Source organism: Micromonospora sp. NPDC050397, assembly GCF_044901685.1.
Lineage (GTDB): Bacteria > Actinomycetota > Actinomycetes > Mycobacteriales > Micromonosporaceae > Micromonospora_G.
On sequence record NZ_JBJDPS010000004.1, the window covers coordinates 356,090 to 382,279 of the forward strand.

General features: G+C 72.0%; 24 protein-coding genes and 1 pseudogene. 23 read left to right on the forward strand and 2 right to left on the reverse strand.

Going from position 1 to position 26,190, the window contains the following annotated elements:
• Positions 1–219 precede the first annotated feature (219 nt).
• The 13 genes and pseudogenes from ftsZ to ACI2K4_RS17375 all read left to right on the forward strand — a co-directional run.
• Positions 220–1,344 (forward strand): cell division protein FtsZ, encoded by a 1,125-nt coding sequence (gene ftsZ / locus ACI2K4_RS17315; RefSeq protein ID WP_404512415.1) that lies wholly within the window; start codon positions 220–222, stop codon positions 1,342–1,344.
• A 7-nt stretch (positions 1,345–1,351) separates the two neighbouring features.
• On the forward strand, positions 1,352–2,101 hold the full coding sequence (locus ACI2K4_RS17320; RefSeq protein ID WP_404512417.1) for a YggS family pyridoxal phosphate-dependent enzyme: 750 nt from the start codon (positions 1,352–1,354) through the stop codon (positions 2,099–2,101).
• 191 nt (positions 2,102–2,292) lie between these two features.
• Positions 2,293–3,003, forward strand: coding sequence for a cell division protein SepF (locus tag ACI2K4_RS17325; protein WP_404512419.1), 711 nt, complete (start codon positions 2,293–2,295; stop codon positions 3,001–3,003).
• Between the two features lie 24 nt (positions 3,004–3,027).
• Positions 3,028–3,327 (forward strand): YggT family protein, encoded by a 300-nt coding sequence (locus ACI2K4_RS17330; RefSeq protein ID WP_404512421.1) that lies wholly within the window; start codon positions 3,028–3,030, stop codon positions 3,325–3,327.
• A 52-nt stretch (positions 3,328–3,379) separates the two neighbouring features.
• Entirely contained in the window at positions 3,380–4,183 is an 804-nt protein-coding gene (locus ACI2K4_RS17335; RefSeq protein ID WP_404512423.1) for a DivIVA domain-containing protein, read from the forward strand.
• Positions 4,184–4,250: 67 nt separating this feature from the next.
• A complete protein-coding gene (locus ACI2K4_RS17340; RefSeq protein WP_404512425.1) occupies positions 4,251–4,982 on the forward strand; it encodes a hypothetical protein in 732 nt (243 codons plus the stop codon).
• Positions 4,983–4,993: 11 nt separating this feature from the next.
• Complete coding sequence (locus tag ACI2K4_RS17345) at positions 4,994–5,314, forward strand: DUF167 domain-containing protein (RefSeq protein ID WP_404512427.1); 321 nt, start codon at positions 4,994–4,996, stop codon at positions 5,312–5,314.
• A 22-nt stretch (positions 5,315–5,336) separates the two neighbouring features.
• Complete coding sequence (locus ACI2K4_RS17350) at positions 5,337–6,839, forward strand: potassium/proton antiporter (RefSeq protein ID WP_404512429.1); 1,503 nt, start codon at positions 5,337–5,339, stop codon at positions 6,837–6,839.
• Positions 6,840–7,358: 519 nt separating this feature from the next.
• On the forward strand, positions 7,359–7,781 hold the full coding sequence (locus ACI2K4_RS17355) for a TraR/DksA family transcriptional regulator (RefSeq protein WP_404512431.1): 423 nt from the start codon (positions 7,359–7,361) through the stop codon (positions 7,779–7,781).
• A 104-nt stretch (positions 7,782–7,885) separates the two neighbouring features.
• A complete protein-coding gene (gene lspA / locus ACI2K4_RS17360) occupies positions 7,886–8,536 on the forward strand; it encodes a signal peptidase II (RefSeq protein WP_404512433.1) in 651 nt (216 codons plus the stop codon).
• Entirely contained in the window at positions 8,533–9,492 is a 960-nt protein-coding gene (locus ACI2K4_RS17365) for an RluA family pseudouridine synthase (protein ID WP_404512435.1), read from the forward strand. The genes lspA and ACI2K4_RS17365 overlap by 4 nt, the downstream gene beginning before the upstream one ends.
• 48 nt (positions 9,493–9,540) lie before the next feature.
• On the forward strand, positions 9,541–10,635 hold the full coding sequence (locus tag ACI2K4_RS17370; protein WP_404512437.1) for a hypothetical protein: 1,095 nt from the start codon (positions 9,541–9,543) through the stop codon (positions 10,633–10,635).
• A gap of 1,076 nt (positions 10,636–11,711) precedes the next feature.
• Positions 11,712–12,968 (forward strand): annotated as a pseudogene (locus tag ACI2K4_RS17375) (ATPase); the annotation flags it as partial.
• Positions 12,969–13,039: 71 nt separating this feature from the next.
• Here ACI2K4_RS17375 and ACI2K4_RS17380 read toward each other — a convergent pair.
• Positions 13,040–14,875 (reverse strand): hypothetical protein, encoded by a 1,836-nt coding sequence (locus ACI2K4_RS17380; RefSeq protein WP_404512439.1) that lies wholly within the window; start codon positions 14,873–14,875, stop codon positions 13,040–13,042.
• 260 nt (positions 14,876–15,135) lie between these two features.
• Here ACI2K4_RS17380 and dnaE point away from each other — a divergent pair, with 260 nt between their 5' ends.
• The gene (gene dnaE, locus ACI2K4_RS17385; RefSeq protein ID WP_404512441.1) at positions 15,136–18,669 is read left to right on the forward strand and encodes a DNA polymerase III subunit alpha; all 3,534 of its coding nucleotides are present in this window, start codon (positions 15,136–15,138) and stop codon (positions 18,667–18,669) included.
• Between the two features lie 183 nt (positions 18,670–18,852).
• Entirely contained in the window at positions 18,853–19,917 is a 1,065-nt protein-coding gene (locus ACI2K4_RS17390) for a DUF2567 domain-containing protein (protein ID WP_404512443.1), read from the forward strand.
• Here ACI2K4_RS17390 and ACI2K4_RS17395 read toward each other — a convergent pair.
• Positions 19,832–20,527, reverse strand: a complete 696-nt coding sequence (locus tag ACI2K4_RS17395) for an LON peptidase substrate-binding domain-containing protein (protein ID WP_404512445.1) — start codon at positions 20,525–20,527, stop codon at positions 19,832–19,834. The genes ACI2K4_RS17390 and ACI2K4_RS17395 overlap by 86 nt on opposite strands.
• Positions 20,528–20,638: 111 nt before the next feature.
• Here ACI2K4_RS17395 and hisD point away from each other — a divergent pair, with 111 nt between their 5' ends.
• The 8 genes from hisD (at position 20,639) to ACI2K4_RS17435 (ending at position 26,188) form a co-directional block, all read left to right on the forward strand.
• Complete coding sequence (gene hisD, locus ACI2K4_RS17400) at positions 20,639–21,973, forward strand: histidinol dehydrogenase (protein WP_404512447.1); 1,335 nt, start codon at positions 20,639–20,641, stop codon at positions 21,971–21,973.
• Positions 21,970–23,052 carry a histidinol-phosphate transaminase gene (locus ACI2K4_RS17405; RefSeq protein ID WP_404512449.1) on the forward strand — a complete coding sequence of 361 codons (1,083 nt, stop codon included), beginning with the start codon at positions 21,970–21,972 and terminating at the stop codon, positions 23,050–23,052. Before hisD ends, ACI2K4_RS17405 begins: the two co-directional genes overlap by 4 nt.
• Entirely contained in the window at positions 23,049–23,660 is a 612-nt protein-coding gene (gene hisB, locus ACI2K4_RS17410) for an imidazoleglycerol-phosphate dehydratase HisB (protein ID WP_404512451.1), read from the forward strand. The genes ACI2K4_RS17405 and hisB overlap by 4 nt, the downstream gene beginning before the upstream one ends.
• Positions 23,660–23,818: a hypothetical protein gene (locus ACI2K4_RS17415; RefSeq protein WP_404512453.1), complete on the forward strand. Its 159-nt coding sequence runs from the start codon at positions 23,660–23,662 to the stop codon at positions 23,816–23,818. Before hisB ends, ACI2K4_RS17415 begins: the two co-directional genes overlap by 1 nt.
• The gene (hisH, locus tag ACI2K4_RS17420; RefSeq protein ID WP_404512455.1) at positions 23,818–24,438 is read left to right on the forward strand and encodes an imidazole glycerol phosphate synthase subunit HisH; all 621 of its coding nucleotides are present in this window, start codon (positions 23,818–23,820) and stop codon (positions 24,436–24,438) included. Before ACI2K4_RS17415 ends, hisH begins: the two co-directional genes overlap by 1 nt.
• A gap of 58 nt (positions 24,439–24,496) precedes the next feature.
• Positions 24,497–24,823, forward strand: coding sequence for a hypothetical protein (locus ACI2K4_RS17425; RefSeq protein WP_404512457.1), 327 nt, complete (start codon positions 24,497–24,499; stop codon positions 24,821–24,823).
• Between the two features lie 28 nt (positions 24,824–24,851).
• Complete coding sequence (gene priA / locus ACI2K4_RS17430) at positions 24,852–25,580, forward strand: bifunctional 1-(5-phosphoribosyl)-5-((5-phosphoribosylamino)methylideneamino)imidazole-4-carboxamide isomerase/phosphoribosylanthranilate isomerase PriA (protein WP_404512459.1); 729 nt, start codon at positions 24,852–24,854, stop codon at positions 25,578–25,580.
• Between the two features lie 155 nt (positions 25,581–25,735).
• On the forward strand, positions 25,736–26,188 hold the full coding sequence (locus tag ACI2K4_RS17435; protein WP_404512461.1) for a MarR family winged helix-turn-helix transcriptional regulator: 453 nt from the start codon (positions 25,736–25,738) through the stop codon (positions 26,186–26,188).
• Positions 26,189–26,190 lie beyond the last annotated feature (2 nt).

The following is a 26,190-nucleotide window of genomic DNA, read 5'->3' on the forward strand; positions in this document are numbered from 1 at the left end:
GATTGTGGACGGGCGTGGCGACACGCCGCGCAGGTCCTTGGTTGCGGACGCGAGGGCGCTTACGTTGCCCGGAGAGGATCAGTGGTTGACATAACTATAACTCTCTAGTAGAGGGTGAGGGTTTCCTTCGCCCGCTCGTACCGGGAGTGGACGTCGACCATGGTCCGGCCGGGCCACGCGACGGGTCGGCGCCCGCCAATCTCGAAGGGAAGGACCCCGATGACACCTCCGCACAACTACCTGGCGGTCATCAAGGTCGTCGGCATCGGTGGCGGCGGCGTCAACGCCGTCAACCGGATGATCGAGGTTGGACTCAAGGGCGTCGAGTTCATCGCGATCAACACCGACGCCCAGGCGCTGCTGATGAGCGACGCCGACGTGAAGCTGGACGTGGGTCGCGAGCTGACCCGGGGGCTGGGGGCCGGGGCGAACCCGGACGTCGGCAAGAACGCCGCCGAGGACCACCGGGACGAGATCGAGGAGGTGCTCAAGGGCGCCGACATGGTTTTTGTCACCTGTGGCGAGGGCGGCGGTACGGGCACCGGCGGTGCCCCGGTGGTGGCGAACATCGCCCGCAAGCTGGGCGCCCTGACCATCGGTGTGGTCACCCGCCCGTTCTCGTTCGAGGGCAAGCGCCGGCAGGTGCAGGCCGAGGCGGGAATAGAGGAACTGCGCAACCAGTGCGACACCCTGATCGTGATCCCGAACGACCGGCTGCTCGCCCTCGGTGACCGGGGGATCAGCATGATGGACGCCTTCCGGCAGGCCGACCAGGTGCTGCTCTCCGGTGTCCAGGGCATCACCGACCTGATCACCACCCCGGGTCTGATCAACCTCGACTTCGCCGACGTCAAGAGCGTGATGAGCGGCGCCGGCAGCGCGCTGATGGGCATCGGCAGCGCGCGCGGCGACAACCGGGCCGTGGAGGCCGCCGAGGCGGCCATCTCCAGCCCGCTGCTGGAGCAGAGCATGGACGGCGCGCGCGGCGTGCTGCTCTCCATCGCGGGCGGGTCCGACCTGGGCCTGTTCGAGATCAACGACGCCGCCCAACTGGTCACCGACGCGGCGCACCCGGACGCCAACATCATCTTCGGCGCGGTGATCGACGACGCGCTCGGCGACGAGGTGCGGGTGACCGTGATCGCGGCCGGCTTCGACGGGGGCACTCCGTCGTACAAGGCGGCCGAGGCGCCGCGCAAGGCGGTGCCGCCCCAGCCGCAGCCCGCCACGGCACACGGTTCGGGCCCGACCGCCCCGAACACGCCGACCACGCCCACCCAGTCGCCCCGTCGGGTTCTCTTCGACGACGTGGACGTACCGGACTTCCTCAAGAACGGCTCCTGAGCCGGCGGTGACGGACGTACCAGCAGGCGCGGTGCCGCTCGACCGCCGCGCGCAGCTCGCGGCCGGGCTGGCCCGGACCCGGGAGCGGATCGCCCGTGCCGCCGAGGCCGTCGGGCGATCGCCGGACGCGGTGACCATGATCGCGGTGACCAAGACCTACCCGGCCAGTGACGTGTTGTTGCTGGCCGGGCTCGGTGTGCGGGAGATGGGGGAGAACCGGGACCAGGAGGCGGCGCCGAAGGCAGTCGAGGTGGCGGCGGGCGGCGCGGACGTACGGTGGCACTTCGTCGGCCAGTTGCAGCGCAACAAGGCCCGCTCGGTGGTCGGGTACGCCGACCTGGTCCATTCGGTGGACAGCGTACGGCTGGCGGGCGCGCTGGCCGGCGCGGCGACACGCGAGCGGGACCGACCGCTGTCGGTGTTGGTCCAGCTCAGCGTGGACGGGGACGCGGACCGGGGCGGGGCACTGGCCGGCAGCGCCGACGCGGACCGGGGGCTGGACCAGGTGGCTGCCGCGATCGCCGGGCAGGACGCGTTGCGGCTGGCCGGGCTGATGGCCGTGGCGCCGCTGGGCTGGGAGCCGGAGCGCGCCTTCGCGCGGCTGGCCGAGGTGGCACAGCGGCTGCGGGTCGACCATCCCGGGGCACGACTGCTCTCCGCCGGCATGAGTGGTGACCTGGAGGCGGCAATCGCTTACGGCGCGACACATGTGCGCGTCGGCAGCGCGTTGCTCGGAATGCGTTCCACGCTGCGGTAGCCTGGCAACGGACACCAAACTACAACAGTGTTGTTTGAGGCGTACTCACCGCCATCGGGGGGTAGGGGGGACGACCGGGACACCGGCCGTCGGCGAGCGGGTCTCGAACCTGTGGGCACTGCAGTGTTCACGCGCGTGACAGTGGCATGGGCACGGGGGGCGTGTCGCACGGCGGACGGAGGGGCGCGGCGATGGGTGCACTGCGCAAGGCGGGGGTCTGGCTCGGACTGGTCGAAGAGGACGACGAGCGAGCCTACGACGACGGCTACGAGAAGGCCGGTTACCGTGGCGACTCGCGTTACCGGCAGAGCCGGTACGCCGAGGAGTTCGCCGACGAGGACGACGAGCCGGACGAGCCACCGGCGGTGCCACGCGCCCGGTCCACCGACCGGAGCCGGCTGAGCGAGCGCAGCAGCACCCGGGCGAGCGAGCACGACCGTACGGACAGTGACCGTCCGGAGCGGACCGAACGTCCGGAGCGGACCGAACGCTCCAGTGTCAGGTCCATCACCCGGCCCACCGCGCCGGAGCCGTCGTCCGCGCTCACCTACCACACCCGCGACAATCTGGCGCTCGCGCCGCAGGTGCAGTTGCGGGAACGGTCGGTGCCGGACGAGGACCAGCGGTACCAGATCACCACGCTGCATCCGACCACCTACCGTGAGGCACGAACGATCGGGGAGCACTTCCGCGACGGCGTACCTGTGATCATCAACCTCACCGAGATGGATGAGGCCGATGCCCGCCGATTGGTCGATTTCGCGGCCGGGTTGGCCTTCGGGCTGCGCGGTACGATCGAGCGCGTGACCAACCGGGTGTTCCTACTCTCACCGGCCAATGTCCAGGTCACCGCGGAGGACAAGGCCAAGATCGCTGAGGGTGGGTTTTTCAGCCTGAGTTAGCCCGACCGAGGGATCTCGCCTGCCGTGTCTTCGATCCTGTTCCAAGTCCTGTACCTGATCCTCTACGTCTTTTTGCTGGTTCTTTTGGCCCGATTTGTCCTAGGCGCCGTGCTCCAGTACGGACGTCGCTGGCAGCCGGGTCGTGGAGCGTCGGCAGGACTCGAAACGGTGTGGAGCGTCACTGATCCGCCCCTCAAGGCGTTGAGGCGTGTGATCCCACCGTTGCGAATTGGTACCGTGAGCATCGACCTGGCCTCCCTTGTGCTCCTGGTTATCCTGTTCGTGCTGATGGAGTTCGTGTTAAGGCCGTTGATCCACGGGTGAACAGCCTGGTGACCAGCGCGCTACGCGGCCGCAACTGACCCGAGGAGTTTCGATGCCGCTGACCCCGGCTGACGTACACAACGTCGCCTTCAAGAAGCCGCCGATCGGCAAGCGGGGGTACGACGAGGAGGAGGTCGACGCCTTCTTGGACGAGGTCGAGCGAGAGCTCGCCCGTCTGATCGAGGAGAACAACGAGCTTCGCGCCCAGGTGGAGCGCGGCGGACGTGGCGGCGCACCAGCCGGCCCGGGCGCCGACCCGCGACTGGCCGCCGAGCTGAACGATGTCAAGGCCCAGCTCGACCGGGTGCAGCGCGACAAGGCGGCGGCCGAGCAGGCCGCCCGGGCGATGCAGGCCGAGTTGGAGCAGGTGCGCTCGCAGGGTGGCCCGGTCTCGGGCGCCGACGGCGAGCAGCAGGCACTGCGGGTGCTGATGATGGCGCAGCGTACGGCCGACGACCACGTGTCCGACGCCCGCCGCGAGGCCGACAAGCTGCTCTCCGACGCGCGTTCCAAGGCCGAGGAGGTCACCCGTGAGGCGCGGGCCAAGGCCGACGCGCTCGAGCGGGACGCGCGGCAGCGGCACCAGGAGGCCATGGGCGGCCTGGACGCCAAGCGCACCGCGCTGCAGAAGCACATCGAGGAGCTCAAGCAGTTCGAGCGTGAGTACCGCACCCGGCTCAAGGCATACCTGGAGAGCCAGTTGCGGGACCTCGACGGACGTGGACAGGGTCTCGAGGCGGAGATGACCCGGACCGACGGCAATCGGTCCGGCGGCGGATCCGCGAGCCTGGCCGCGGCCGGCTTGGCCAATTCCTACGGTGGCAGCCGGTCCGGCGCGCTTGAAGCCGGCCGCTGATCCGCTCGCACCGGTTCGGCCCGCACGACACGACAACAGCTGGAAACGAAGCGGCGAGGGGTGAGCCGTGATAGTCGGAAGTCTCCTGCTCATCCTCGTCGCGGTCGCGCTGCTCGTGCTCGGGCTGGCCAACGGTTCGAGCGTGCTGCTGGTCGCCTCCATCGCGGCGAGCCTGCTGGCTGCCGTCGCGCTGGTGGTGGGCGCCCGCCAGGCGGCCGCTACCCGCGCTGGGGCTGGTGATTCCGACGAGGAGTCACTCCCGCGGTCCGGTGGCGAGGGTGTCGGTGATCCGCACCCTCGCCGGTCCGCGACCGTCGCCGGGCAACGGCGGTGGGACGAAGAAGTTGATCCCGACGACCTGGCGACCGGATTCGGTCAGCCGGGTCACGACGCGCCGGTCGAGGTGCTGGTCCCCCACCAGGGCGGCTACCAGCACGGTCGCCCGGATCCGATGAGCACCGACGACCGAGGCCGGCGGCAACCGGCCGAGGCAGCGGAGCTGATCGACCGGGCGGCGCGTCGGCCCGAGGACCGTACCGGGGCGACCAACGAGGACCCGTACCCGGACGAGCCGGCGGAACAGCGCGTCGCGCCGGCCGACGCGGCCAGGATCGCCCGGATGGTCGACGACGTGCTGGTGGTCGACGGCCGCCCGCGCTACCACCTGGTCGACTGCCCCCACCTGCGGGATCGGGAGACCGAACCCCTGCCGGTCGGCGAGGCGGTGGAACTCGGCTTCACGCCGTGTGCCGTCTGCGAACCGGACACCGTGCTGCTGGCCGACTCCCACCGCGGTTGAGTCGCGCGGCTGTGCCGACCGGAGGCGCCACCCCGCCCGACGCCGTGACCGTCGCGGTTCGGGTCCGGCCGGGATCCGCACGGGTCCGCGTCGGCGGCTGCTTTCCCGGCCCGTACGGCTCGGCCCTGGTCGTCGCCGTCAACCCGCCGGCGGTCGACGGTCGGGCGACCGAGGCCGCCCGGGTGGCACTGGCCCGCGCGTTGGAGGTCCGTCCCGGCGCGGTGACGCTGCGCGCTGGCGCGGCCAGTCGCGACAAGCTCTTCCTGGTCGACGGTCCGGCCGGCGAAATCGACGCCCGGCTGCGCCGGCTGCGTGACGGATCCGGCGGGTGAGGACCCCGCACCCGGGGCGCGCATGACCCACGGCCTCGATGTCGCACTCCTGGTCGGTGCGGCGGTACTGCTGGTCGCCGTCGGCGCGGTCCGGCTCTCCACCCGGTTCGGTGTGCCCAGTCTCCTGGTCTACCTCGCCATCGGGGTGGGGATCGGCGAGTCCGGCCTCGGCATCCGGTTCGACGACGCCGAGCTGACCCGGGTCCTCGGCTTCTGCGCCCTGATCGTGATCATCGCCGAGGGCGGACTGACCGCCCGGTGGAGCACGCTGCGTCCGGTGCTCGGGCTCTCGCTGACCCTCTCCACGATCGGCGTGGTGGTCAGCATCGCCGTGGTCGGGGTGGTGGTCCACCTCCTGCTCGGGTTGGACTGGCGACTCGCACTGCTCTACGGCGCGGTGCTCTCCTCGACCGACGCGGCGGCCGTCTTCGCCACCCTGCGCCGGCTGCGGCTGCCGCCCCGGCTGGTCGCCACCGTCGAGGCCGAGTCGGGGATGAACGACGCCCCGGTGGTGCTGCTGGTCGTCCTGCTCGCCACCCCGGCGCTCGGCGCGCACCCGTGGTGGCAGGAGGTGCTCCTGGTCGGCTACGAGCTGCTGGCCGGCGTGGCGACCGGGATCGGCGTGGGGGTCGGCGGGCGCTGGGCGCTGCGCCGTGCGGCGTTGCCCTCCTCCGGGCTCTATCCGATCGCCGCGGTCGGGCTGACCGTGCTGGCGTACGGCGCCGGCACGCTGCTGCACGCCTCCGGCTTCATCGCCGTGTACGTCTCCGGGGTGGTGCTGGGCAACGCCCGGCTACCGCACCGTCAGGCGATCCTCGGTTTTGCCGACGGCCTCGCCTGGCTGGCCCAGATCGGCCTGTTCGTCCTGCTCGGCCTGCTGGTCTCGCCCAGCCGGCTGGACAACGCCCTGCTGCCGGCGGTGGTGGCCGGGCTGGCACTGGTCCTGCTGGCCCGACCGCTCTCCGTGGCGGTCTCCGCGTTCCCGTTCGCCACCCGGCTACGGGACCAGGTCTTCCTCTCCTGGGCGGGGCTGCGCGGGGCGGTCCCGATCGTGCTGGCCACCATCCCGCTCTCCGAGCGGATGCCCGGCGCCGATCGGCTCTTCGACGCGGTGTTCGTCCTGGTGGTCATCTTCACCGTGGTGCAGACCTCGACGCTGGCCCCGGTGGCCCGCTGGCTCGGTGTGGTGGCACCGGCCGAGGTCGCCGAGCTGCGGGTGGAGACGGCGCCGCTGGAGCAGATGGGCGCCGACCTGCTCCAGCTCGAAATACCGTCGGGTTCCCGACTCGCCGGGGTGCACGTCGACGAGCTCCGGCTGCCGGTCGGGGCCGCGATCACCCTGGTGCTGCGCGACGGCACCGGCTTCGTACCCGCGCCGGACACCCGGCTGAAGGTCGGCGACAGCCTGCTCGTGGTCGCCACCGAGCAGGTTCGGGACGCGGCCGAGAGTCGCCTCCGGGCGGTCAGCCGGCGGGGCCGATTGGCCCGCTGGTTCGGGGAAAGCGGGGACGATCGCGAGGGATGATCTGCTAGGTTCTTTTTGCCCGGATTAGGGATTAGTCCGGGGTGAAATGCGTGACATCGGTGCGGCGTGTTGTCGGACGCGTGTACGTTCCGTATTCTTGCCAACCTCCGGAGTGCGCGGCGGCCCGCCGCGCGCCCGTTTTGCAACTGGGGGGCGCAATGGCCGAGCGGGCGCAAACCGCGGGCGGGGCGGCCCCGGATCCAGCGTCGTCGTCGGAGACCGACGACGGGCGGACCACGGGTACACCCGCGCCGGAGGCGGCGGAAGCCAAACCGGAAGCGGCGGAAGCCAAACCGGAAGGCCGGGGGGACGGCCGGCCGCCGTCGGTCACACCCGTGACCCCGCCGAGTCCGGCCACGCTGGCGAAGTGGGCGATGGCTCGACGGGCGCCGGGCACGCGGGGGGCGGACGCCGGCACGGTGCCCGCGAACGGCGCGGCCGGGTCCAGCCTCCGTGTCGCGGATCAGATCCTTCCAGGCACCGCCGATCGCCGCGGGGAACGCGGCCGAGGGAGCGACGATGGCGAAGCCAGCTGACACCAAGACCGCCGCGGGCCGCAAGCCCGCGGAGAGGGCCACCCGCAGCGTCGCGGAGACCGAGAAGATCCGTGCGGCCCTGGCGGCCCGGCGGGACGACTTGCGCGCCGAGTACGATCAGACGCTGAGCGAGATCACCGAACTCCAGCGCGACCGCCTGACCGACTCGGCCGGGGACGACCAGGCCGACACCGGGACCAAGACGTTCGAGCGGGAGCAGGAGATCTCTCTCGCGAACAGCATCCTGGAGCGGATCACGCAGGTGGAACGGGCGCTGGAGCGGCTCGACGAGGGCGGCTACGGCTGGTGCGAGAAGTGCGGCAACCCGATCCCGGTGGAGCGGCTCGCCGCGTTCCCGTCCGCCACCCTGTGCGTCTCGTGCAAGCAGTTGGAGGAGCGGCGCTGAGCGACCGGCTCGGAGTGGCCCGGGGCGGGACCCCGGGCGCTCCGGCCAAGCGGCTGCGTCGCCACTGGTGAAGGGCAGTACCGCTGAACGTCGATGGGGAGCAGATGACCGCAGTACGGCCCGCCGGGCCCGACACCGCCGAGCCGAAGGCGGGTGTGGGCCGTCGGCGGGCGATCACCATCCTCGTGGCGACCGCGTCGCTGGTCCTGCTCGCCGACATCGGCACCAAACAGCTCGCCCTGTCGAACCTCGACCCGGGTGACCCGGTGCGCCTGCTCGGTGGCACGGTCTACCTCACGCTGATCCGCAACAGCGGGGCGGCGTTCGGCCTCGGCTCCGACTACACCTGGGTCTTCCCGCTGGTCACCGTCGGCGTGGTCGGCTGGATCAGTTGGATGGCGACCCGGCTGCGCTCGCTGCCCTGGGCCATCTCGCTCGGGCTGGTGCTGGCCGGGGCGCTCGGCAACTTCGTCGACCGGATCTTCCGCGCCCCCGGCCCGCTGCTCGGGCACGTGGTGGACATGGTCAGCCTCTTCGACCCGTACGGGCAGACCTGGCCGATCTTCAACCTCGCCGACAGTGCGCTGGTCAGCGGCGTGATCCTGGCGATCCTGCTCGAACTGACCGGCCGGCAGCGGGACGGCACCCGGATCCGGAGCGGCTCGGCCGACGGTGGTGCCCGCACCGGCACCCCGGCGGCGTCGGGTGCCGACCCGGAGTCGGGTCCGGACACTCGGGATCGGGACAGCGCATGACCTCCACCTATGACTCCGGCCCCGCCCGCGCGGTCGGCGACCAGCGGTCGCTGCCGGTGCCGGACGGCCTCGACGGGATGCGGCTGGACCAGGCCGTCGCCCGGCTGTTCGGGCTCTCCCGGACCGCCGCGGCCACCCTGGTCGAGGCGGGCGACGCGCGGGTCGACGGCACTCCCCGCCCGAAGTCGGACAAGGTCAGCGCGGGCTCCTGGCTGGAGGTGACGCTGCCGGCACCGCCGGTGGCGCCCCAGGTCATCCCGCAGTCCGTGCCCGGTCTGCGGGTGATCTACGCCGACGACGACATCGTGGTGGTGGACAAGCCGGTCGGCGTCGCGGCGCACCCCAGCCCGGGCTGGACCGGGCCGACGGTGATCGGCGGGTTGGCCGGCATCGGGCACACCATCGCCACCAGTGGCGCCGCCGAGCGACAGGGCGTGGTGCACCGGCTCGACGTCGGCACCACCGGTGTGATGGTGGTGGCCAAGAGCGAGCAGGCGTACAGCGTGCTGAAACGGGCCTTCAAGGTCCGCGAGGTGGAGAAGCGCTACCACGCCGTGGTGCAGGGACACCTCGACCCGCTGCGCGGCACGGTGGACGCCCCGATCGACCGGCACCCGCACCACGACTACCGCTGGGCGGTGGTCGCCGACGGCAAGCCGAGTATCACCCACTACGACACGATCGAGGCCTTCCCGGCCGCGAGCCTGTTGGACGTACGGCTGGAAACCGGGCGTACCCACCAGATCCGGGTGCACCTCTCCGCCCTGCGTCACCCCTGTGTGGGTGACCTGACGTACGGCGCGGACCCGACGCTTTCCGGCAGACTCGGTCTGGAACGGCAGTGGCTACATGCCCGAGAGCTCAGTTTTCTCCACCCCCGTACGGCCGAAGAGGTTCGGTTCGTCAGCGACTACCCTGACGATCTGAAGCACGCTCTCGCCGTACTGCGCGACTGAGCGTCGAAGCGACCACTATCGATCGCCCGACAAGGGGGAGTTCCGTCCGTGCGCGCCGGCGATCTGCTGCGACAGTTGGATCGACGCCTGCTGCCACCGCTCGCCAGAGGGTTGGCCCGACTCGGTCAGGGACCGGTGCGGATGCGGGTGCTCACCACCGCCGCCCTGTTCTCCTCGGTGGCCGTGCTGGTCACCGCCGTCTGGGCGGCGGAGCGGGGCCAGGTCGGGGGCGACCGGACGGTGGGCGAGGTGACCCGGGTCGGGGTGATCGAGGGGGAGTCCATCCCGGGTTACGTCGAGTCCAGCCGCAGCGAGCTGAAGGCACTGGTCGCCACGCCACCGCCCGAGCCGGGCGGGCAGACGTACGCGCTGGTCACCCTCGCCGCATACCTCGCACCCGACCGGCTCACCCCGATCATCGGTGACGTGTCGGTGTCGGAGGTGTTCGGCCGGGTGCCGAGGCCGCAGACCCAGACCGAACTCGTCCGCATCCCGGCCATGCGCATCCCCTCCGACGTGCTGGCGGGGATGCGGGAGGTCGCGGCGCGCAAGCAGCGGGAGGCCGCCGACTACCGGGACCGCGCCGCCGACCTGCCACCCGACGCCGACCCGGAACTGCGGCGGCTCTACGACACCGGCGCGCAGGTCGCCCTCGACGAGGCGACCGGCTACCAGGCCGGCTGTTCCTGCGTGTACGCGGCGATCGTCCGCGCCACCCCGCAGGTGCTCGACCGGATCGCGGCCCGGAACGGCGTACGGGCGGTCGACGCCGCGCCGGAGGTGCGCCGCCTGGACCGGGCGGTGTTCACCCCGCCCCTGCCGGAGCAACACGACGTGGCCCGCCCACCGGTCGACGGCGGCCTGCCCACCCCGGTCACCGGCGGGCCGACCGGCACGCCGACCGTCGGCCCGAGTTCGAACCCGGTACCCGGGCCCAACCAGTCGATGCCGCCGACGGTGGTCCCGCCCACCGCCACACCGACTGTGACCCTGCCGACGTACGAGCCGACCGGTGCCCCGCCGTCGGTCGAGCCGCCGTCCCCGGCCGGTCCGACGGCCCCGGCGACGGCGTCGCCGCCACCGAGCTTTGTCGACGACGTGCTGGTGGAGCCCACCGAGAACGACCCGGCGGCGACGCGCTGACCAACCGGGTCACGACGGAGCGGGCAGTGCAATGTCTGCCGAACCGGACACTGGTGTAAGCCCTCCGGTGTGGCCTTAATAGGGTTTGCCTCATAGCCTTGTCAGGCGGGGCACCGAAGGCGCTGGGAGGGCGAGCCGTGGACGGCACCGAGACCGGCTGGAGCCGGCCGGCGGAACCAGCACCGCGCTGGCGCGCGTTGCTGGACCGAGCGAGGCTTGGCGGCCGTTCCCCCGAACAGCAGCCCGAGCCCGAGGACCGCTGGGTGGACGAGATCCGCGCGGCCGGCGGGTCGGCCGAACTGGCGGGCCCCCGACCGGGTTCGGGCGGGCGGTCCGGATGGGACTTCGGCGCCCCGGACGACGGCGGACACCGGGTGGATCCCGGTTACGACTCCGATCCCGGCCAGCAGATCCCGTCACGGTACGCGGTGCTGGACAACGGTTACCGCGACGCGGGACCACCGATCGAGTCCCGTTACGCGGCGCTGGAGTCGGACTACCGCCGGGCCGCGCCGGAGGCCGACTACGGCCGGGCCGAGCCGGGTTACGGCCGTCCGGAGACCGGGGCGGGTTACGGCCAGGCCGAACCGCCGCCCTACGGCCGTCCGGAGACCGGCCCCGGCTACGGCGCGAAGCCCGAGTCCTCCCCCGGCTACGGCGCGCAACCTGACGCCGTTCCCGGCTACGGTGCGCAGCCGGAGTCCGGCTACGGTGCGCAACCCGACTCCACCCCCGCCTACGGCGTGAAGCCCGAGCCCAGCCCCGGCTACGGCGCGAAGCCCGACTCCACCCCCGGCTACGGCACGAAGCCGGAGTCCGGCCAGGGCTACGGTGCGCAGCCCGAGCCGGGTTACGGTCGACCGGAGACCGGTGCCGGCTACGGCCAAGCCGAGCAGCAGTACGGCCGCCCGGAGAGCCCGGCCGGCTACGGCCAGGCGGAGCAGCCCTACGGCAGGCCCGAGGCCGACCCGGCGGCGTACGGCCGACCGGATGCTCCGGCGGGTTACGCCCGGGTCGATCCGGCGCCCCGCCGCAGTGCCCCGGAGAACGACTACGGGCGGCCGGAGACCGGTGCCGGCTACGGCCGGGCCGAACCGACCTACGGTCGCCCGGACACCGGCACCGGCTACGGCCGGGCCGAACCGGACTACCCCCGGGTCCAGGACTACGGGCGGCCGGAGGCGGGGGCGGCCGGCGGTTACCCACGGCCCGACCAGAACCTCGCGGTCCCCCGCCCACCAACGGTCGGCGCAGTTCCGGCCGGTGCCGCCTCGGTGCCGACCGCCGTCCCGGTGCCGAAGGCGGCGGCCTCTGCCACCGCCGCGGCCCCGGTGCCGACCCTGGCACCGGTCGCACCACCGGTCACCGAACCGGTGCCGGCCGTCCCGGTGACGGCGGCGGCGCGGGTCGCCGCGCCGGCACGCGGCGCGGGCACCGCCCGGGTCGCCGCCGCGCCGGTCAACGGCAGCGGCGGCAACGGGTACGTCACCGCCCGGCCGGAGCGGCGTGACGCCGAGGCGGACCCGGAGGTCGAACGGGCGGTCAGCGTGCTCCGCCGCGACCTCGGCACCCCCAGGGTGCTGGCGTTCGCGAATCCCAAGGGCGGGGTGCACAAGACCACCGCGACCGTGCTCGCCGCCGCCACCATCGGCAGCGTACGCAGCCGGGGCGTGCTGGCCTGGGACGACAACGAACTGCGCGGCACGCTCGGGCTGCGGGCCGGCAGCGCCCGGCACGCCCGGACCATCCGGCACCTGATCACGGACCTGGCCGAGGTCGAACTGCGCAACGGTACGGACCTGACCGGCCGGCTGGACGACTACCTGCGGCACGCCTCGGACGGGTCGTACAACGTGCTGGCGGGTGAGGAGAGCCCCCGGTTCGCCTCCCGGCTGGACAAGGAGACCGTACGGCGCGTGCTCGACCTGCTGCGGCGTACCCAGGACGTGATCTGCGTGGACACCGGCAACAACGTGGAGAGCGTCAACTGGCAGACGGTGATCCAGGCCGCGGACCAGTTGGTGGTCACCACGGTGCCGAGGGAGGACGCGGCGTTCGCGGCCGACTGGATGCTCGACCTGCTGCACGAGGTGGGCATGGGTGAGCTGGCCGACAACGCGGTCACCCTGGTCTCCTGCCCGACCCCGGGCCGGTCGCCGTTGCAGGCCGACCTGGAGCGCCACTTCGCCACCCGTACCCGGGCGGTGGTGGTGGTGCCGTACGACCCGGCGCTGGAGAGCGGCTCGTCGATCGAGTACGCCAACCTGCAGCACGAGACCCGACAGGCGTGGTTGAAGGCAGCCTCGGTGATGATCGAGCCGTTCGCCCGCTGATCTCCCCGACAACGAGCCGGCCGGCCCGACCCCTCCCGAGGGGCGGACCGGCCGGTTGTCGGGTTACCGGATCAGCGGGTCGCCGTGATGCTCGGCGACGGCGTCTTGCCCGACGGCGACCCGGCCCGGCCGGAGGGCGGAGCCGCCGGCTGTGACGCCTGGCCGGGCGTGGCGGTGGGCGTCGGCGTCGGGGTGGTGGCGGCGGGCGCCGGTGGGGGCAGGGTGTCCTTGCCGCACGCGTCGTGGTCGCTGCCGTAGACCGAGCAGGTCTTCACGTGCGGGTACCACCTGGTCTGGGCGATCCAGGCGAAGTAACCGGTGCTGTTGCGGCGGGAGTCTGGCATGTAGTGGTTCGCGGTGGCGGAGCCGGCCGAGGCGAGCACCAGCAGCAGCGGGATGAACATGAGCCCGACCGGCACCGTGGCACCGACCCTGCTCCCGGCCAGCGGGTTGGCGTACGAGCTGTGGCGCAGTCGTTCGCGCAGCGCGCTGAACGCGAACATCAGCCCGAAGCCGGCGAGGATCAACATGCAGTAGAACAGGATCATCGTGGTACGCGGGTACAGGCGTACGGTCTGCGTCTCCCACTGCTCGCTGGCCAGCCACATCCGCAACAGCCAACTGCTGACCGCGCTGAGGCCGATGGTGGCCACGACGGTACGTCGCCAGCCGAACCAGAGCGCGAGGCCGAGCCCGATCGCGAGCAGGATTGTGAAGAGCCCGACACCGCCCAGTTCGCCCAGTGGCGGCCAGACCGGGCCGACGTCGGCCGGACGGTCGTTACGCCACATGGCGAAGTAGGTCGGTTCGGTGTCGGTGTCGAAGTAGAAGTAGTTGTCGGAGGTGCCGCCGGTGTCGGCGAGCAGGCCGCGCAGGTGCACCCAGGAGACCAGGAGCATGGAGACCAGCGCGGAGGCGCCGACCGTCAACACCCTGGCCCAGCCGCGTCGCCAGGGGGCGAGCAGCAGGAAGGCCGCCGCCGCCCCGGGCGCGCACCAGACGAACCAGCCGGAGTAGAGCAGGAACAGCAGGCCCAGGCCGGTGCCGAAGGCCACGCCGTAGCCGATCGCCCGGACGGTGGTCAGTGCCGCGCTGCGCCGTACGAGCTGGAGGAAGCTGACCAGCACCGGCATCAGCATGACCAGGGTGATCTGCGGGTAGGGCTTCACCGGCTCGATGAACGGGAGCATGGCGACCACGCCGATGCCCAGCGCCCAGACCGGGCGCAGGACCAGCCGCCAGGCGAGGTAGGCGGCCGGACCGAACAGGGCGGTGCCGACGAGCTGGATCTCCTTGATCGCGAACGCCGCGGGCTGGTCACTCAGCTTCGCCCAGCCGCCGATCAGCCAGAAGATGACCGGCGGGTAGTGGTTCGGCACGCTCTCGCCGCGCCCCATCCGGCTGATCCAGTCGAGAATCCAGCCGTAGTCGCCGCCGCCGGCCCAGAGGCCCCACTGGGTGCCACGCAGGGCGACGTCGATCCCACCGGCGACCAGCCCGGTGGTCAGGCCCGCGATGACCGCACAACCCACCGTGACGGCCCGCTTGCGGCGCGTGTCGTCGAGCAGTCGGTGCGCCACGACCAGTGCCGCTACCAGGACGATGGCCACCACGGCGAACCGGAACTGCAACGCGGCCAGACCGCTGACCTGCCCCTTGCGGTCGAGCGGGTCGACGTCGATGTTCCGGCTCCAGGCCAGGAACGCGACCGCCGTTCCGACGCTGGCCACCGCCTCGATCCCGAGCCACAGCGCCCGACGGGCCCGTGGGTCGGTGCCACCGGGGCTGGTCCGCGCGACCGGCGTACCGCTCTCCGGTCGGTCGGTGCGGACCGTTTCGCCCTGGTCCGGCGGGGTCGTCACCACCAGCCGAGGGTTCGGCACCATCGTGCTGTCCTGGGTGGTCATGATCGTTCCTTTTGGAAGGGGAGCTAGGGATGCATGGCGAGCGCCACGACTGGATTGAGACGGTATCGCAGTCCGTGTCGCGCGAGCCGACGCGGTGACGGCACGGCCCGATGCGATGTGTCGTGTCTCCCCGGCCGGGCGGCTCCGATCCCCGGCCGAGAAGGGCTAGGCTTCTCGGTCTGGCGACCCCGGGCCGGCCCCCGGCCGGTCTCCTCCGGGGGGCGCCCGATCGTGTTGACGCTGAGATGAAGGGGGTTTCGGTGTCTGACTCGTTCGTGCACCTACACACGCACACCGAGTACTCGATGCTCGACGGTGCGGCCCGGCTCAAGGAGCTGTTCGCCGAGACCAACCGGCTCGGTATGCCCGCGCTCGCGATGACCGACCACGGCAACCTGTTCGGCGCGTACGACTTCCACCGGCAGGCGACCAGCGCCGGGGTGAAGCCGATCATCGGCCTGGAGGCGTACCTGACGCCGGGCACCGACCGGCGGGACCGGACCCGGGTGCGGTGGGCCGACGGCGGCGAGAACGACGTCTCCGGTGGTGGTGCGTACACCCACATGACGATGCTGGCCCAGGACGCGGACGGGCTGCGCAACCTGTTCGCGCTCGGCTCCCGGTCGTCGTTGGAGGGCTACTTCTACAAGCCCCGGGCCGACCGGGAGCTGCTCAACGAGTACGGCAAGGGCATCATCGCCACCACCGGCTGCCCCTCCGGTGAGATCCAGACCTGGCTGCGGATCGGCAACTTCGAGAAGGCGTGCGCGTCGGCGGCCGAGTTCCGGGACATCTTCGGGGCGGACAACTTCTACCTGGAGTTGATGGACCACGGCCTCGACATCGAGACCCGGATCCGGCAGGACCTGATCCGGCTCGGCAAGACCCTGAACCTCAAGCCGATCGCCACCAACGACCTGCACTACACCCACGCGGCCGACGCGGAGGCGCACGAGGTGCTGCTCTGCGTGCAGTCCGGCTCGACCATGGCGGACCCGAAGCGGTTCAAGTTCGACGCCCGGGACTTCTACCTGAAGTCGCCGGCCGAGATGCGGGCGATGTGGGACGCCGAGGTGCCGGGCGCCTGCGACAACACCCTGGAGATCGCCGAGAAGGTCGGCGACTACTCGGCGATGTTCGCCTCCCGGAACCTGATGCCGCAGTTCCCGGTCCCCGAGGGCGAGACCGAGGAGACCTTCCTGCGCAAGGAGGTCATGCGCGGACTGAACCGGCGGTTCCCGAACGGGGTGCCGGAGGACCGGCAGCGGCAGGCCGAGTACGAACTCGACGTCATCCTCAAGATGGGCTTCCCGGGTTACTTCCTGGTCACCGCCGACCTCATCGCGCACGCCAAGCGGGCGGGTATCCGGGTCGGTCCGGGCCGTGGTTCGGCCGCCGGCGCCCTGATCGCGTACGCGCTCGGCATCACCGAACTCGACCCGATGCAGCACGGCCTGCTCTTCGAGCGGTTCCTCAACCCGGACCGCATCTCGATGCCCGACATCGACATGGACTTCGACGAGCGTCGGCGCGGCGAGATGATCCGGTACGCCACGGAGAAGTACGGCGAGGCCCGGGTCGCGCAGATCATCACGTACGGCACGATCAAGGCGAAGGCCGCGATCAAGGACGCCGCCCGGGTGCTCGGCTACCCGTTCGCGGTCGGCGACCGGATCACCAAGGCGATGCCCCCCGCCGTGATGGGCAAGGACATCCCGCTCGGCGGCATCTTCGACTCGAACCACCCGCGTTACCCGGAGGCGGCCGAGTTCCGGGCGCTCTACGACGCCGACGCCGAGGTGGCGAAGATCGTCGACACCGCCAAGGGGCTGGAGGGGCTCAAGCGGCAGTGGGGCGTACACGCGGCCGGGGTGATTCTCTCCCGGGATCCGCTGCTCGACGTGCTGCCGATCCACAAGCGGGAGCAGGACGGGGCGATCATCACCCAGTGGGACATGGGTGCGTGCGAGACCATCGGCCTGCTGAAGATGGACTTCCTCGGCCTGCGGAACCTCACGATCATGGACGACTGCCTGGAGTCGATCAAGGACAACCGGGGGATCGACCTGGTCCTGGAGGACCTGCCACTGGACGACAAGGCGACGTACGAACTGCTCGGCCGGGGTGACACGCTGGGCGTGTTCCAGTTCGACGGCGGGCCGATGCGGGCCCTGCTGCGCTCGATGGCGCCGGACAACTTCGAGGACATCTCCGCCGTCGGCGCGCTCTACCGCCCCGGTCCGATGGGCGCCAACGCGCACAACGAGTACGCCGACCGGAAGAACAACCGCAAGCCGGTGGTGCCGATCCACCCCGAACTGGCCGAGTCGCTCTCCGAGATCCTGGGCGACACCTACGGGCTGATCGTCTACCAGGAGCAGGTCATGGCGATCGCGCAGAAGGTCGCCGGCTACTCCCTCGGCGCCGCGGACCTGCTCCGCCGGGCGATGGGCAAGAAGAAGAAGGAGATCCTCGACAAGGAGTTCAAGCCGTTCGCCGCGGGCATGAAGGACAACGGGTACGGCGACGACGCGATCAAGACCCTCTGGGACATCCTGGTCCCGTTCTCCGACTACGCCTTCAACAAGGCGCACAGTGCCGCGTACGGGGTGGTGTCGTACTGGACGGCGTACCTGAAGGCGAACTACCCGGCCGAGTACATGGGCGCGCTGCTCACCTCCGTCGGTGACGACAAGGACAAGTCCGCGGTCTACCTGGCCGAGTGCCGGCGGATGGGAATCAAGGTCCTGCCGCCGGACGTGAACGAGTCCAACGCCCGCTTCGCCGCCGTCGGCGAGGACATCCGGTTCGGGCTCGCGGCGGTCCGTAACGTCGGCACGAACGTGGTCGAGTCGATCCGCCGCTCCCGCAAGGAGAAGGGCAAGTTCACCGACTTCTACGACTACCTGCGCAAGGTGGACGCGGTCGCGTGCAACAAGAAGACGATCGAATCGCTGATCAAGGCGGGGGCCTTCGACTCGCTCGGGCACACCCGCAAGGGCCTGCTCGCGGTCCACACCGACGCGATCGACTCGTTCCTCGACGTGAAGAAGAAGGAGGCCACCGGGCAGTACGACCTGTTCGGTACGGCCTTCGACAGCGACGCGAGCGCCGCCCCCGGCATCTCGGTCACCCCGACCATCCCCACCACCGAGTGGGACAAGACCGACCTGCTCACCTTCGAGCGGGAGATGCTCGGACTCTACGTCTCCGACCATCCGCTCTTCGGGGTGGAGCACGTGCTCGCCGCGGCGGCCGACATGTCGATCTCGTCCCTGGCCGAGGAGGGGCACGTCAGCGACGGTCAGATCGTCAACCTCGCCGGCATCCTCTCCGGCGTACAACGGCGGATCACCAAGCAGGGCCGGGCCTGGGCCTCGGCCACCCTGGAGGACCTCGGCGGCGCCGTCGAGGTGCTCTTCTTCCCGAACACCTACGAGGTGGTCGGGCAGTACATCGCCGAGGACGCCATCGTGGTGATCAAGGGCCGGGTCGACCGGCGCGACGACCAACCCAGGATGATGGCGATGGACATGTCCATGCCGGAGATCACCGCGGCCGACGAGGTCAAACCGGTGGTGCTCGCGCTGCCACCGTCCCGCTGCACGCCGCCGCTGGTCGAGCGGCTGCGCGAGGTGCTGACCAGCCACCCCGGCTCGGCCGAGGTGCACGTCAAGCTGGTCAACGGCTCCCGGGCCACGCTGCTGCGACTCGGCCGGATGCGGGTCGCCCCCAGCACCGCCCTCATGGCCGACCTCAAAGCGCTCCTAGGCCCCAGCGCCGTAGCCGGCTAACCCCCCCCTGCCCCCACCCCCCGCCCCCACCGCGCCGATCTAGGGCAAATCCGCGCTAGTTGATCTGTGATCAGGGCGGATTTGCCTTAGATCGACGAAGGGTGGGGGTGTGGGAGGGGGAGGGTGGGGTGGAGTCGTGGATCCGCTGCCCGGTGGGGGCGGTCGGCCTGAGAGGATCACGGAGTGAGTCCGGCGATCCCCGACAAAGAGCACCCCGAGGACGAGGTCGACCCCGTCCGGGATGACGTACCCCGGCCCGGTGCGGCCGACCCGAGCCATCGCGAGGCCACCGACCCGAGCCACGGCGAGGCGACTGGTCCGAGCCATGGCGGGGCCACCGGTCCGGGCGCCTCGCCGGCCGCGTCGCCGGTTCCGCCGGTGCCGTCGGTGCCGCCGGCTCCGGTCTCCGCCGGTGCCGCTGCCGGTCCGGGAGATCCTGCCGGTACCACTACCCGCTCGGACGATTCCGCCGGTGCCGCGGTCGGGCCGGACTCTCGGGAGGTCGTCGGCCCGGACGCACCCGTGGCGGTGGGGGCCGCCGGTGAGCTGCCCGGCCCGACGTCCGACGGCTACTTCCTGGCGTACGAGCATCCGGTGCCCGCCCGGCCCCGTGCCCCGTGGCGCACCCTGGCCGTGGCGGTGGGCACCGTGCTGGTGATCGTCCTGCTCGGCGTACCGCTCGGGTTGGCGTGGCGGGCGGTCGCGCCCTCGGTGCCGGTGATCCAGGCCGACGGCGGGGCCGTGCTGGCCCAGCCGCAGCCGGAGGAGTTCGTCGCCGCCGACGGGTGGTTCAGCCTGTTCGGTCTGGTCTTCGGTCTGCTGGCGGCGATCGTGGTCTGGGTGGTCCTGCGCCGTTACCGGGGACCGGCCGGCATGGTCCTGGTCGCGCTCGGCTCGATCGGCGCGGCCGTGGTCGCCTGGCAGGTGGGCCGTCAGATCGGTCTCGACCAGTACCACCGGATGCTGGAGACCGCCGCGGCGGGGACCTCGTTCGGCAAGCCGCCGGACCTGCGTGCCGGCCGGTTCGAGTGGCTCTTCGGGTTCGTCCCCGCGCTCCGGGGCGACCTGCTGATGCCGGCGTTCGGTGCGGTGGTGATGTACACCATGCTGGCCGGCTGGTCCCGGTACGCCGGGCTCGGCGCGGAGCCGGAGCCGATCGGGGTCAGTTGGGACTCGGCGGCGCTCCCAGCTCCGCCACCGGCACCGGCACCGCCCGCACCCGACGCAGCAGAGCCGCCTCGCGACTGAGCAGCCGCAGCTCCGCGCGGAGCCGGCCGGCGGTGTCCGGGGTGGCGAGCAGCCGCTGCCGGTCCGCCACGGTCAGTACGGCGGTCGCCGCCACCAGGTGCGAGAGCACCGTGGGGTCGTCCGGCAACTGCTCGGAGATCTCCTCCGGGTCGGCCCGGACCAGTCCCAGGTACTGCCGGAACACCGCGAGCACCCGGGGCGCCAGCAGGTCTGCGGCCTCCTCCTGGCCGACCGGCTCGGGCAGCCACTCGACCTCGGCGGTCAGGTACGGCGTGGTCGACTCGTCGACCTCGTTGATCCGGAACCGTCGACGCCCGACCGTGACCAGGTCGAACCGTCCGTCGGGCAGCTCGGTGACCTGGCGCACCTCGGCGGTGCAGCCAACCTCGTGCAGGGTGACCGGGGCGGCGGGCTCGGCCTGGCCGGCGGGCGGCTGGGTCTCCCAGCCGCTGCGGATGGCGACCACCCCGAACTCGCGGGGGCTACCCTCGGGCAGACCGATCAGGTGCCGGACCAGCTCCCGGTAGCGCTCCTCGAAAATGTGCAGCGGCAGGACCAGACCTGGGAAGAGCACCGTCCCGAGCGGGAAGACCGGCAGCCGCGCGCGCACCGGTCGAGCCTAGCCGTTTTCGCCCCGACCGGGTGTGGGTGGTCCGACTCACCGTCCCGCCCGCTGGGCGTCGATCGGCCCGCCCGGTTGGCGCCGCCTAGACTCGTGGGCGTGTTGAACCGGATCGACCTGCGCGGCAGCGCGCGTGACCCCCGGGGCCTGCTGCCCCGAGCCCAACTGGACGTCTCGGTGGCGGTGGAGCAGATCCGCCCGACCGTCGAGGCGGTGCGGGAGCATGGCTACGCCGCGATCCGGGAGGCCACCCATCGGTTCGACGGGGTGGCTCCGGACCAGCTCCGGGTCCCGGCCGAGGCGATCGCCGCCGCCGAGCGGGCGCTCGACCCGGCGGTCCGGGCCGCGCTGAACGAGAGCATCAAGCGGGCCCGCCGGGTGCACGACGACCAGCGGCGCACGGACACCACGACCGAGGTGGTGCCCGGTGGCACCGTCACCGAGCGTTGGGTGCCGGTCGACCGGGTCGGCCTCTACGTCCCCGGCGGCCTGGCGATGTACCCGTCGACCGTGGTCATGAACGTGGTGCCGGCGCAGGCGGCCGGGGTCCGGTCGCTGGTGGTGGTGAGCCCGCCGCAGCGGGAGAACGGTGGCCTGCCCGACGACCGGGTGCTGGCCGCCTGCGCCCTGCTCGGGGTCGAGGAGGTCTACGCCGTCGGCGGCGCCCAGGCGGTGGCGATGCTGGCGTACGGCTCCACCACCGACGCCTCCGGCGAGCGGCGGTGCGCGCCGGTCGACATGATCACCGGGCCGGGCAACGTCTGGGTCACCGCCGCCAAGCGGCTGCTGCGCGGGGTGGTCGGCATCGACGCCGAGGCCGGGCCGACCGAGATCGCCGTACTGGCCGACGAGACCGCCGACCCGGCGCACGTGGCGGCCGACCTGATCAGCCAGGCCGAGCACGACCCGCTGGCCGCGAGCGTGCTGGTCACCCCCTCGCTCGCGCTGGCCGACGCGGTCGACCGGGAACTGGCCCGCCAGATCGCCGCGACCAAGCACGCCCCCCGGGTGACCGAGGCACTGCTCGGCGAGCAGAGCGGCGTGGTGCTGGTCGACGACCTCGAGGCGGGACTGCGGGTGGTCGACGCGTACGCGGCCGAACACCTGGAGATCCAGACCCGGGACGCCCGGCAGTGGGCGCTGCGGGTACGCAACGCCGGGGCGATCTTCGTCGGGCCGTACGCGCCGGTGTCGCTCGGCGACTACTGTGCCGGCTCGAACCACGTGCTGCCGACCGCCGGCTGTGCCCGGCACTCCTCCGGTCTGTCGGTGCAGTCCTTCCTGCGCGGCATCCACATCGTGGAGTACGACGAGGCCGCCCTGCGCGACGTGGCTCCGCACGTGGTGACCCTGGCCGAGGTGGAGGACCTGCCCGCGCACGGGCAGGCGGTCCGGGCCCGGTTCCCCGACGAGCGTCTCGGGCAGCCGTCGTGACCTCCCTGGACGACCTGCCGCTCCGGGACGACCTGCGGGGGCGTTCGCCGTACGGGGCACCGCAGCTCGACGTGGCCGTCCGGCTGAACACCAACGAGAACTCGTACCCGGTGCCGGAGACCGTGGTCGACGCGATCGGCAAGGCGCTGCACGCCGAGCTCGCCGACCTGAACCGCTACCCGGACCGGGACGCGCTGGCGCTCCGCGCGGACCTGGCCGACTACCTGGGCCACGGCCTGGGTGTGGCCAACCTCTGGGCGGCGAACGGCTCGAACGAGATCCAGCAGCAGTTGCTCCAGGCGTTCGGCGGCCCGGGGCGGACCGCGCTCGGCTTCACCCCGGCCTACTCGATGCACCCGCTGCTGGCGCTCGGCACCGGCACCACCTGGCTCGACGGCCGCCGCGACACCGAGTTCGGGCTGACCGCCGCCGACGCGGTGGCGCAGGTCGAGGCGCACCGGCCGGACCTGGTCCTGCTCTGCTCGCCGAACAACCCGACCGGGACCGCGCTGGACCCGGCCGTGGTGACCGAGGTGCTGGCGGTCGCGCCCGGCATGGTGGTGGTGGACGAGGCGTACGCGGAGTTCGCCCGGCCCGGCACACCGACCGCGTTGAGCCTGCTCCCCGCGCACCCCCGGCTGGTGGTGACCCGGACCATGAGCAAGGCGTTCGGGTTCGCCGGTGGTCGGCTCGGTTACCTCGCCGCCGACCCGGCGGTGGTGGACGCGGTGCAGCTCGTCCGGCTGCCGTACCATCTCTCCGCGCTGACCCAGGCCGCCGCGCGGGCCGCGCTGGCGCACCGGGACGCGTTGCTCGCCACGGTCGACGCGATCAAGGAGCAGCGCGACCGGATCGTCGCCACGCTGCGCGGGCTGGGGCTGCGGGTGGCCGAGAGCGACGCGAACTTCGTCCTGTTCCACGTCGGCGGTGACCAGGCGGTGGTGTGGCGCGCCCTGGTCGACCGGGGTGTGCTGGTCCGCGACGTCGGCCTGCCGGGCTGGCTCCGGGTGACCGCGGGCGACCCGGCGGAGACGGACGCCTTTCTGACCGAGTTGTCGATCGTGCTGGAGTCGCTGTGAGCAGAACCGCCCGGGTCGAGCGGACCACCAACGAGACCAAGGTCCTGGTCGAGATCAACCTCGACGGCACCGGCCTGGCCGAGATCAGCACCGGGGTCGGTTTCTACGACCACATGCTCAACCAGATCGCCCGGCACGGCGGCTTCGACCTGACCGTGCAGACCGTCGGCGACCTGGAGATCGACGCGCACCACACGGTGGAGGACACCGCGCTCGCGCTCGGCGCCGCGTTCGACCAGGCGCTCGGCGACAAGGCCGGCATCCGGCGGTACGGCTCGGCCACCATCCCGATGGACGAGGTGCTGGTCCGGGCTGCGGTGGATCTCTCCGGGCGGCCGTACGTCGTGCACGACGAGCCGGCGCTGGCGCCGTACATCGGGCCGGTCTACCCGACCAGCCTGACCCGGCACGTCTGGGAGTCGTTCGGCCAGGCGGCGCGGATGACGCTGCACGTGTCGGTGCTGCGGGCGGCCCGCGAGGGCGGCCACCCGGACGCGCACCACGTGGTGGAGGCCCAGTTCAAGGCGGTGTCCCGGGCGCTGCGCGAGGCGGTCACGGTCGAGGCGCGCAACGCCGGTGCGATACCCAGCACCAAAGGGGCGTTGTAGTGGCACCGGCACTGTTCGTGCTGGCCGGTGTGCTGGTCGGCGGGGCGTGGTCGCTGCACCGCCAGGGTGCCTCGGTCGGTGTGATCGTCTTCGTCGGGCTGCTCGCCCTGATGGCCACGGCCGGGGGCGTGCTCTGGCTCGTCCCGGGTGACGCGTGATGCCCGGCGTGGTGGTGCTCGACTACGGCTCGGGCAACATCCGGTCGGCGCAGCGTGCCCTGGACCGGGCCGGTGCCGAGGTGACGGTCACCGCCGACCTGGACGCGGCGCTCGCCGCCGACGGGCTGGTGGTGCCGGGGGTCGGGGCGTACGCCGCCTGCATGGCCGGGATCGAGGCGCTCGGTGCCGGCCCGGTGATCGCCGAGCGGGTCGCCGCCGGCCGCCCGGTGCTCGGCATCTGCGTCGGCATGCAGATCCTCTTCGAGTACGGCGAGGAGCACGGCCTGGTCACCAAGGGGCTCGGGCTGCTGCCCGGCGGGGTGACCCGGCTGGCCGCCGAGCGGGTCCCGCACATGGGTTGGAACACCGTCGAGCCGGACGCCGGCTCGACGCTCTTCGCGGGGCTGCCGGAGGGGAGCCGGTTCTACTTCGTGCACTCGTACGCCGCCGCCGACATCGCCGCGCTCTCCGGTGCGGGGGCCAGGGTGACCGTGACCGACCACGGTGGACCCTTTGTCGCCGGGGTGGAGCGAGGTCCGCTCTCGGCCGCCCAGTTCCACCCGGAGAAGTCCGGCGACAGCGGCGCGACCCTGCTCCGCAACTGGCTGGGCACCCTGTGAGCGCGCTGTCGCGCCAGCCCGCACCCCGCCCGGCGCCAGCCAGCCCGGTGGTGGCCGGGTGAGCAAGGAGCGGGCCCGACGGCGGGCGGTACGCCAGGCCCAGGAGGAGCGCGAGCGCGCCGTACGCGCCCGGCGGGTGGCCCGGAGGCAGCGGCGCCGGGCACTGCTGCGGCGGCTCACCCCCCGGTTGCCGGACCGGCGTACCGGTCGGCTCTTCGCCCGTCGCAGCCGTGGCGAGCGGGCCGGCGTGGTGGTGCTCGCGATCACGGCGCTCGGCGCCGTCTGGTTCCTCGTCGACGACCTGGGGCTGCGCCTGGCATTGATCGTGCTGCTGCTGCTCGTACTGCCGGCGGTCGTGGTGATCGCGCTCGGACGTCGGATCTGACCAGCACTACCCAGACAGGAGACCATCCTTGAGCCTCATCCTGCTTCCGGCCGTCGACGTCGCCGACGGGCAGGCGGTACGCCTGGTCCAGGGCGCCGCCGGCAGTGAGACCACGTACGGCGACCCGTTGGCGGCGGCGCTGGCCTGGCAGGAGGACGGGGCGACCTGGGTCCACCTGGTCGACCTCGACGCGGCCTTCGGGCGGGGCTCCAACGCCCATCTGCTGGCCGACGTGGTCCGCCGGCTGGACGTGGCGGTCGAACTCTCCGGTGGCATCCGGGACGACGAGAGCCTGCGCGCGGCGCTCGGCACCGGGGCGGCCCGGGTCAACATCGGCACCGCGGCGCTGGAGGACCCGGTCTGGTGCGACCGGGTGCTGGGGGAGTACGGCGACAAGGTGGCGATCGGGCTGGACGTGCGCGGCCGTACCCTCTCAGGGCGGGGCTGGACCCGCGACGGCGGTGACCTGTTCGAGGTGATGGAACGCCTGGACAAGGCGGGCGCCACCCGGTACGTCGTCACCGACATCACCAAGGACGGGACGATGCGCGGGCCGAACCTCGACCTGCTGCGCGAGGTGTGCGCCCGTACCGACGCGAAGGTGATCGCCTCGGGCGGCGTGTCCCACCTGGACGACCTGCGGGCGCTGGCCGCCCTGGAGCCGATCGGCGTGGAGGGTGTGATCGCCGGCAAGGCGCTCTACTCCGGCGCGTTCACCGTCGCCGAGGCCCTGGCCGTGCTCGACGAACGGCACTGACAGGACTGACAGCACCCGACGAACGGCACTGACCGGACTGACAGCGCCGACGAACGGCACTGACCACCTTCGACAAACGGCTTCGACCACCTTCGACGAACGCCGTACGGTCAGATCGGTTGTGCGCGATTCAATCGCGCACTAGAGTGACGTTCATGGATGCCGTGGACGAGCTTGCCCTGGATCGTCAGGTCTGTTTCGCGCTCTACGCCGCCTCCCGCGCCGTCACCGACCTCTACCGGCCGATCCTGGACGAGTTCGGGCTCACCTACCCGCAGTACCTGGTGCTGCTGGTGCTCTGGGAACGCCCCGACCGGCCGCGCACGGTGAAACAGCTCGGCGCCGCGCTGCGGCTGGACTCGGGCACCCTCTCCCCGCTGCTCAAGCGGTTGGAGCGCACCGGCCTGGTGACCAGGCGGCGGGCCGCCCGGGACGAGCGGCTGGTCGAGGTCGAGCTGACCGGGGCCGGACGGGACCTGCGGCAGCGGGTCCGGCGGGTGCCCCGGCGAATCGTGGGCGGCACCGGCCTGACCGAACCGGACCTGGTCGCGCTCCGCGGCACCCTGAACCAGATCACCGAACTGATCCACCACCAGAAGGAGCAGTGATC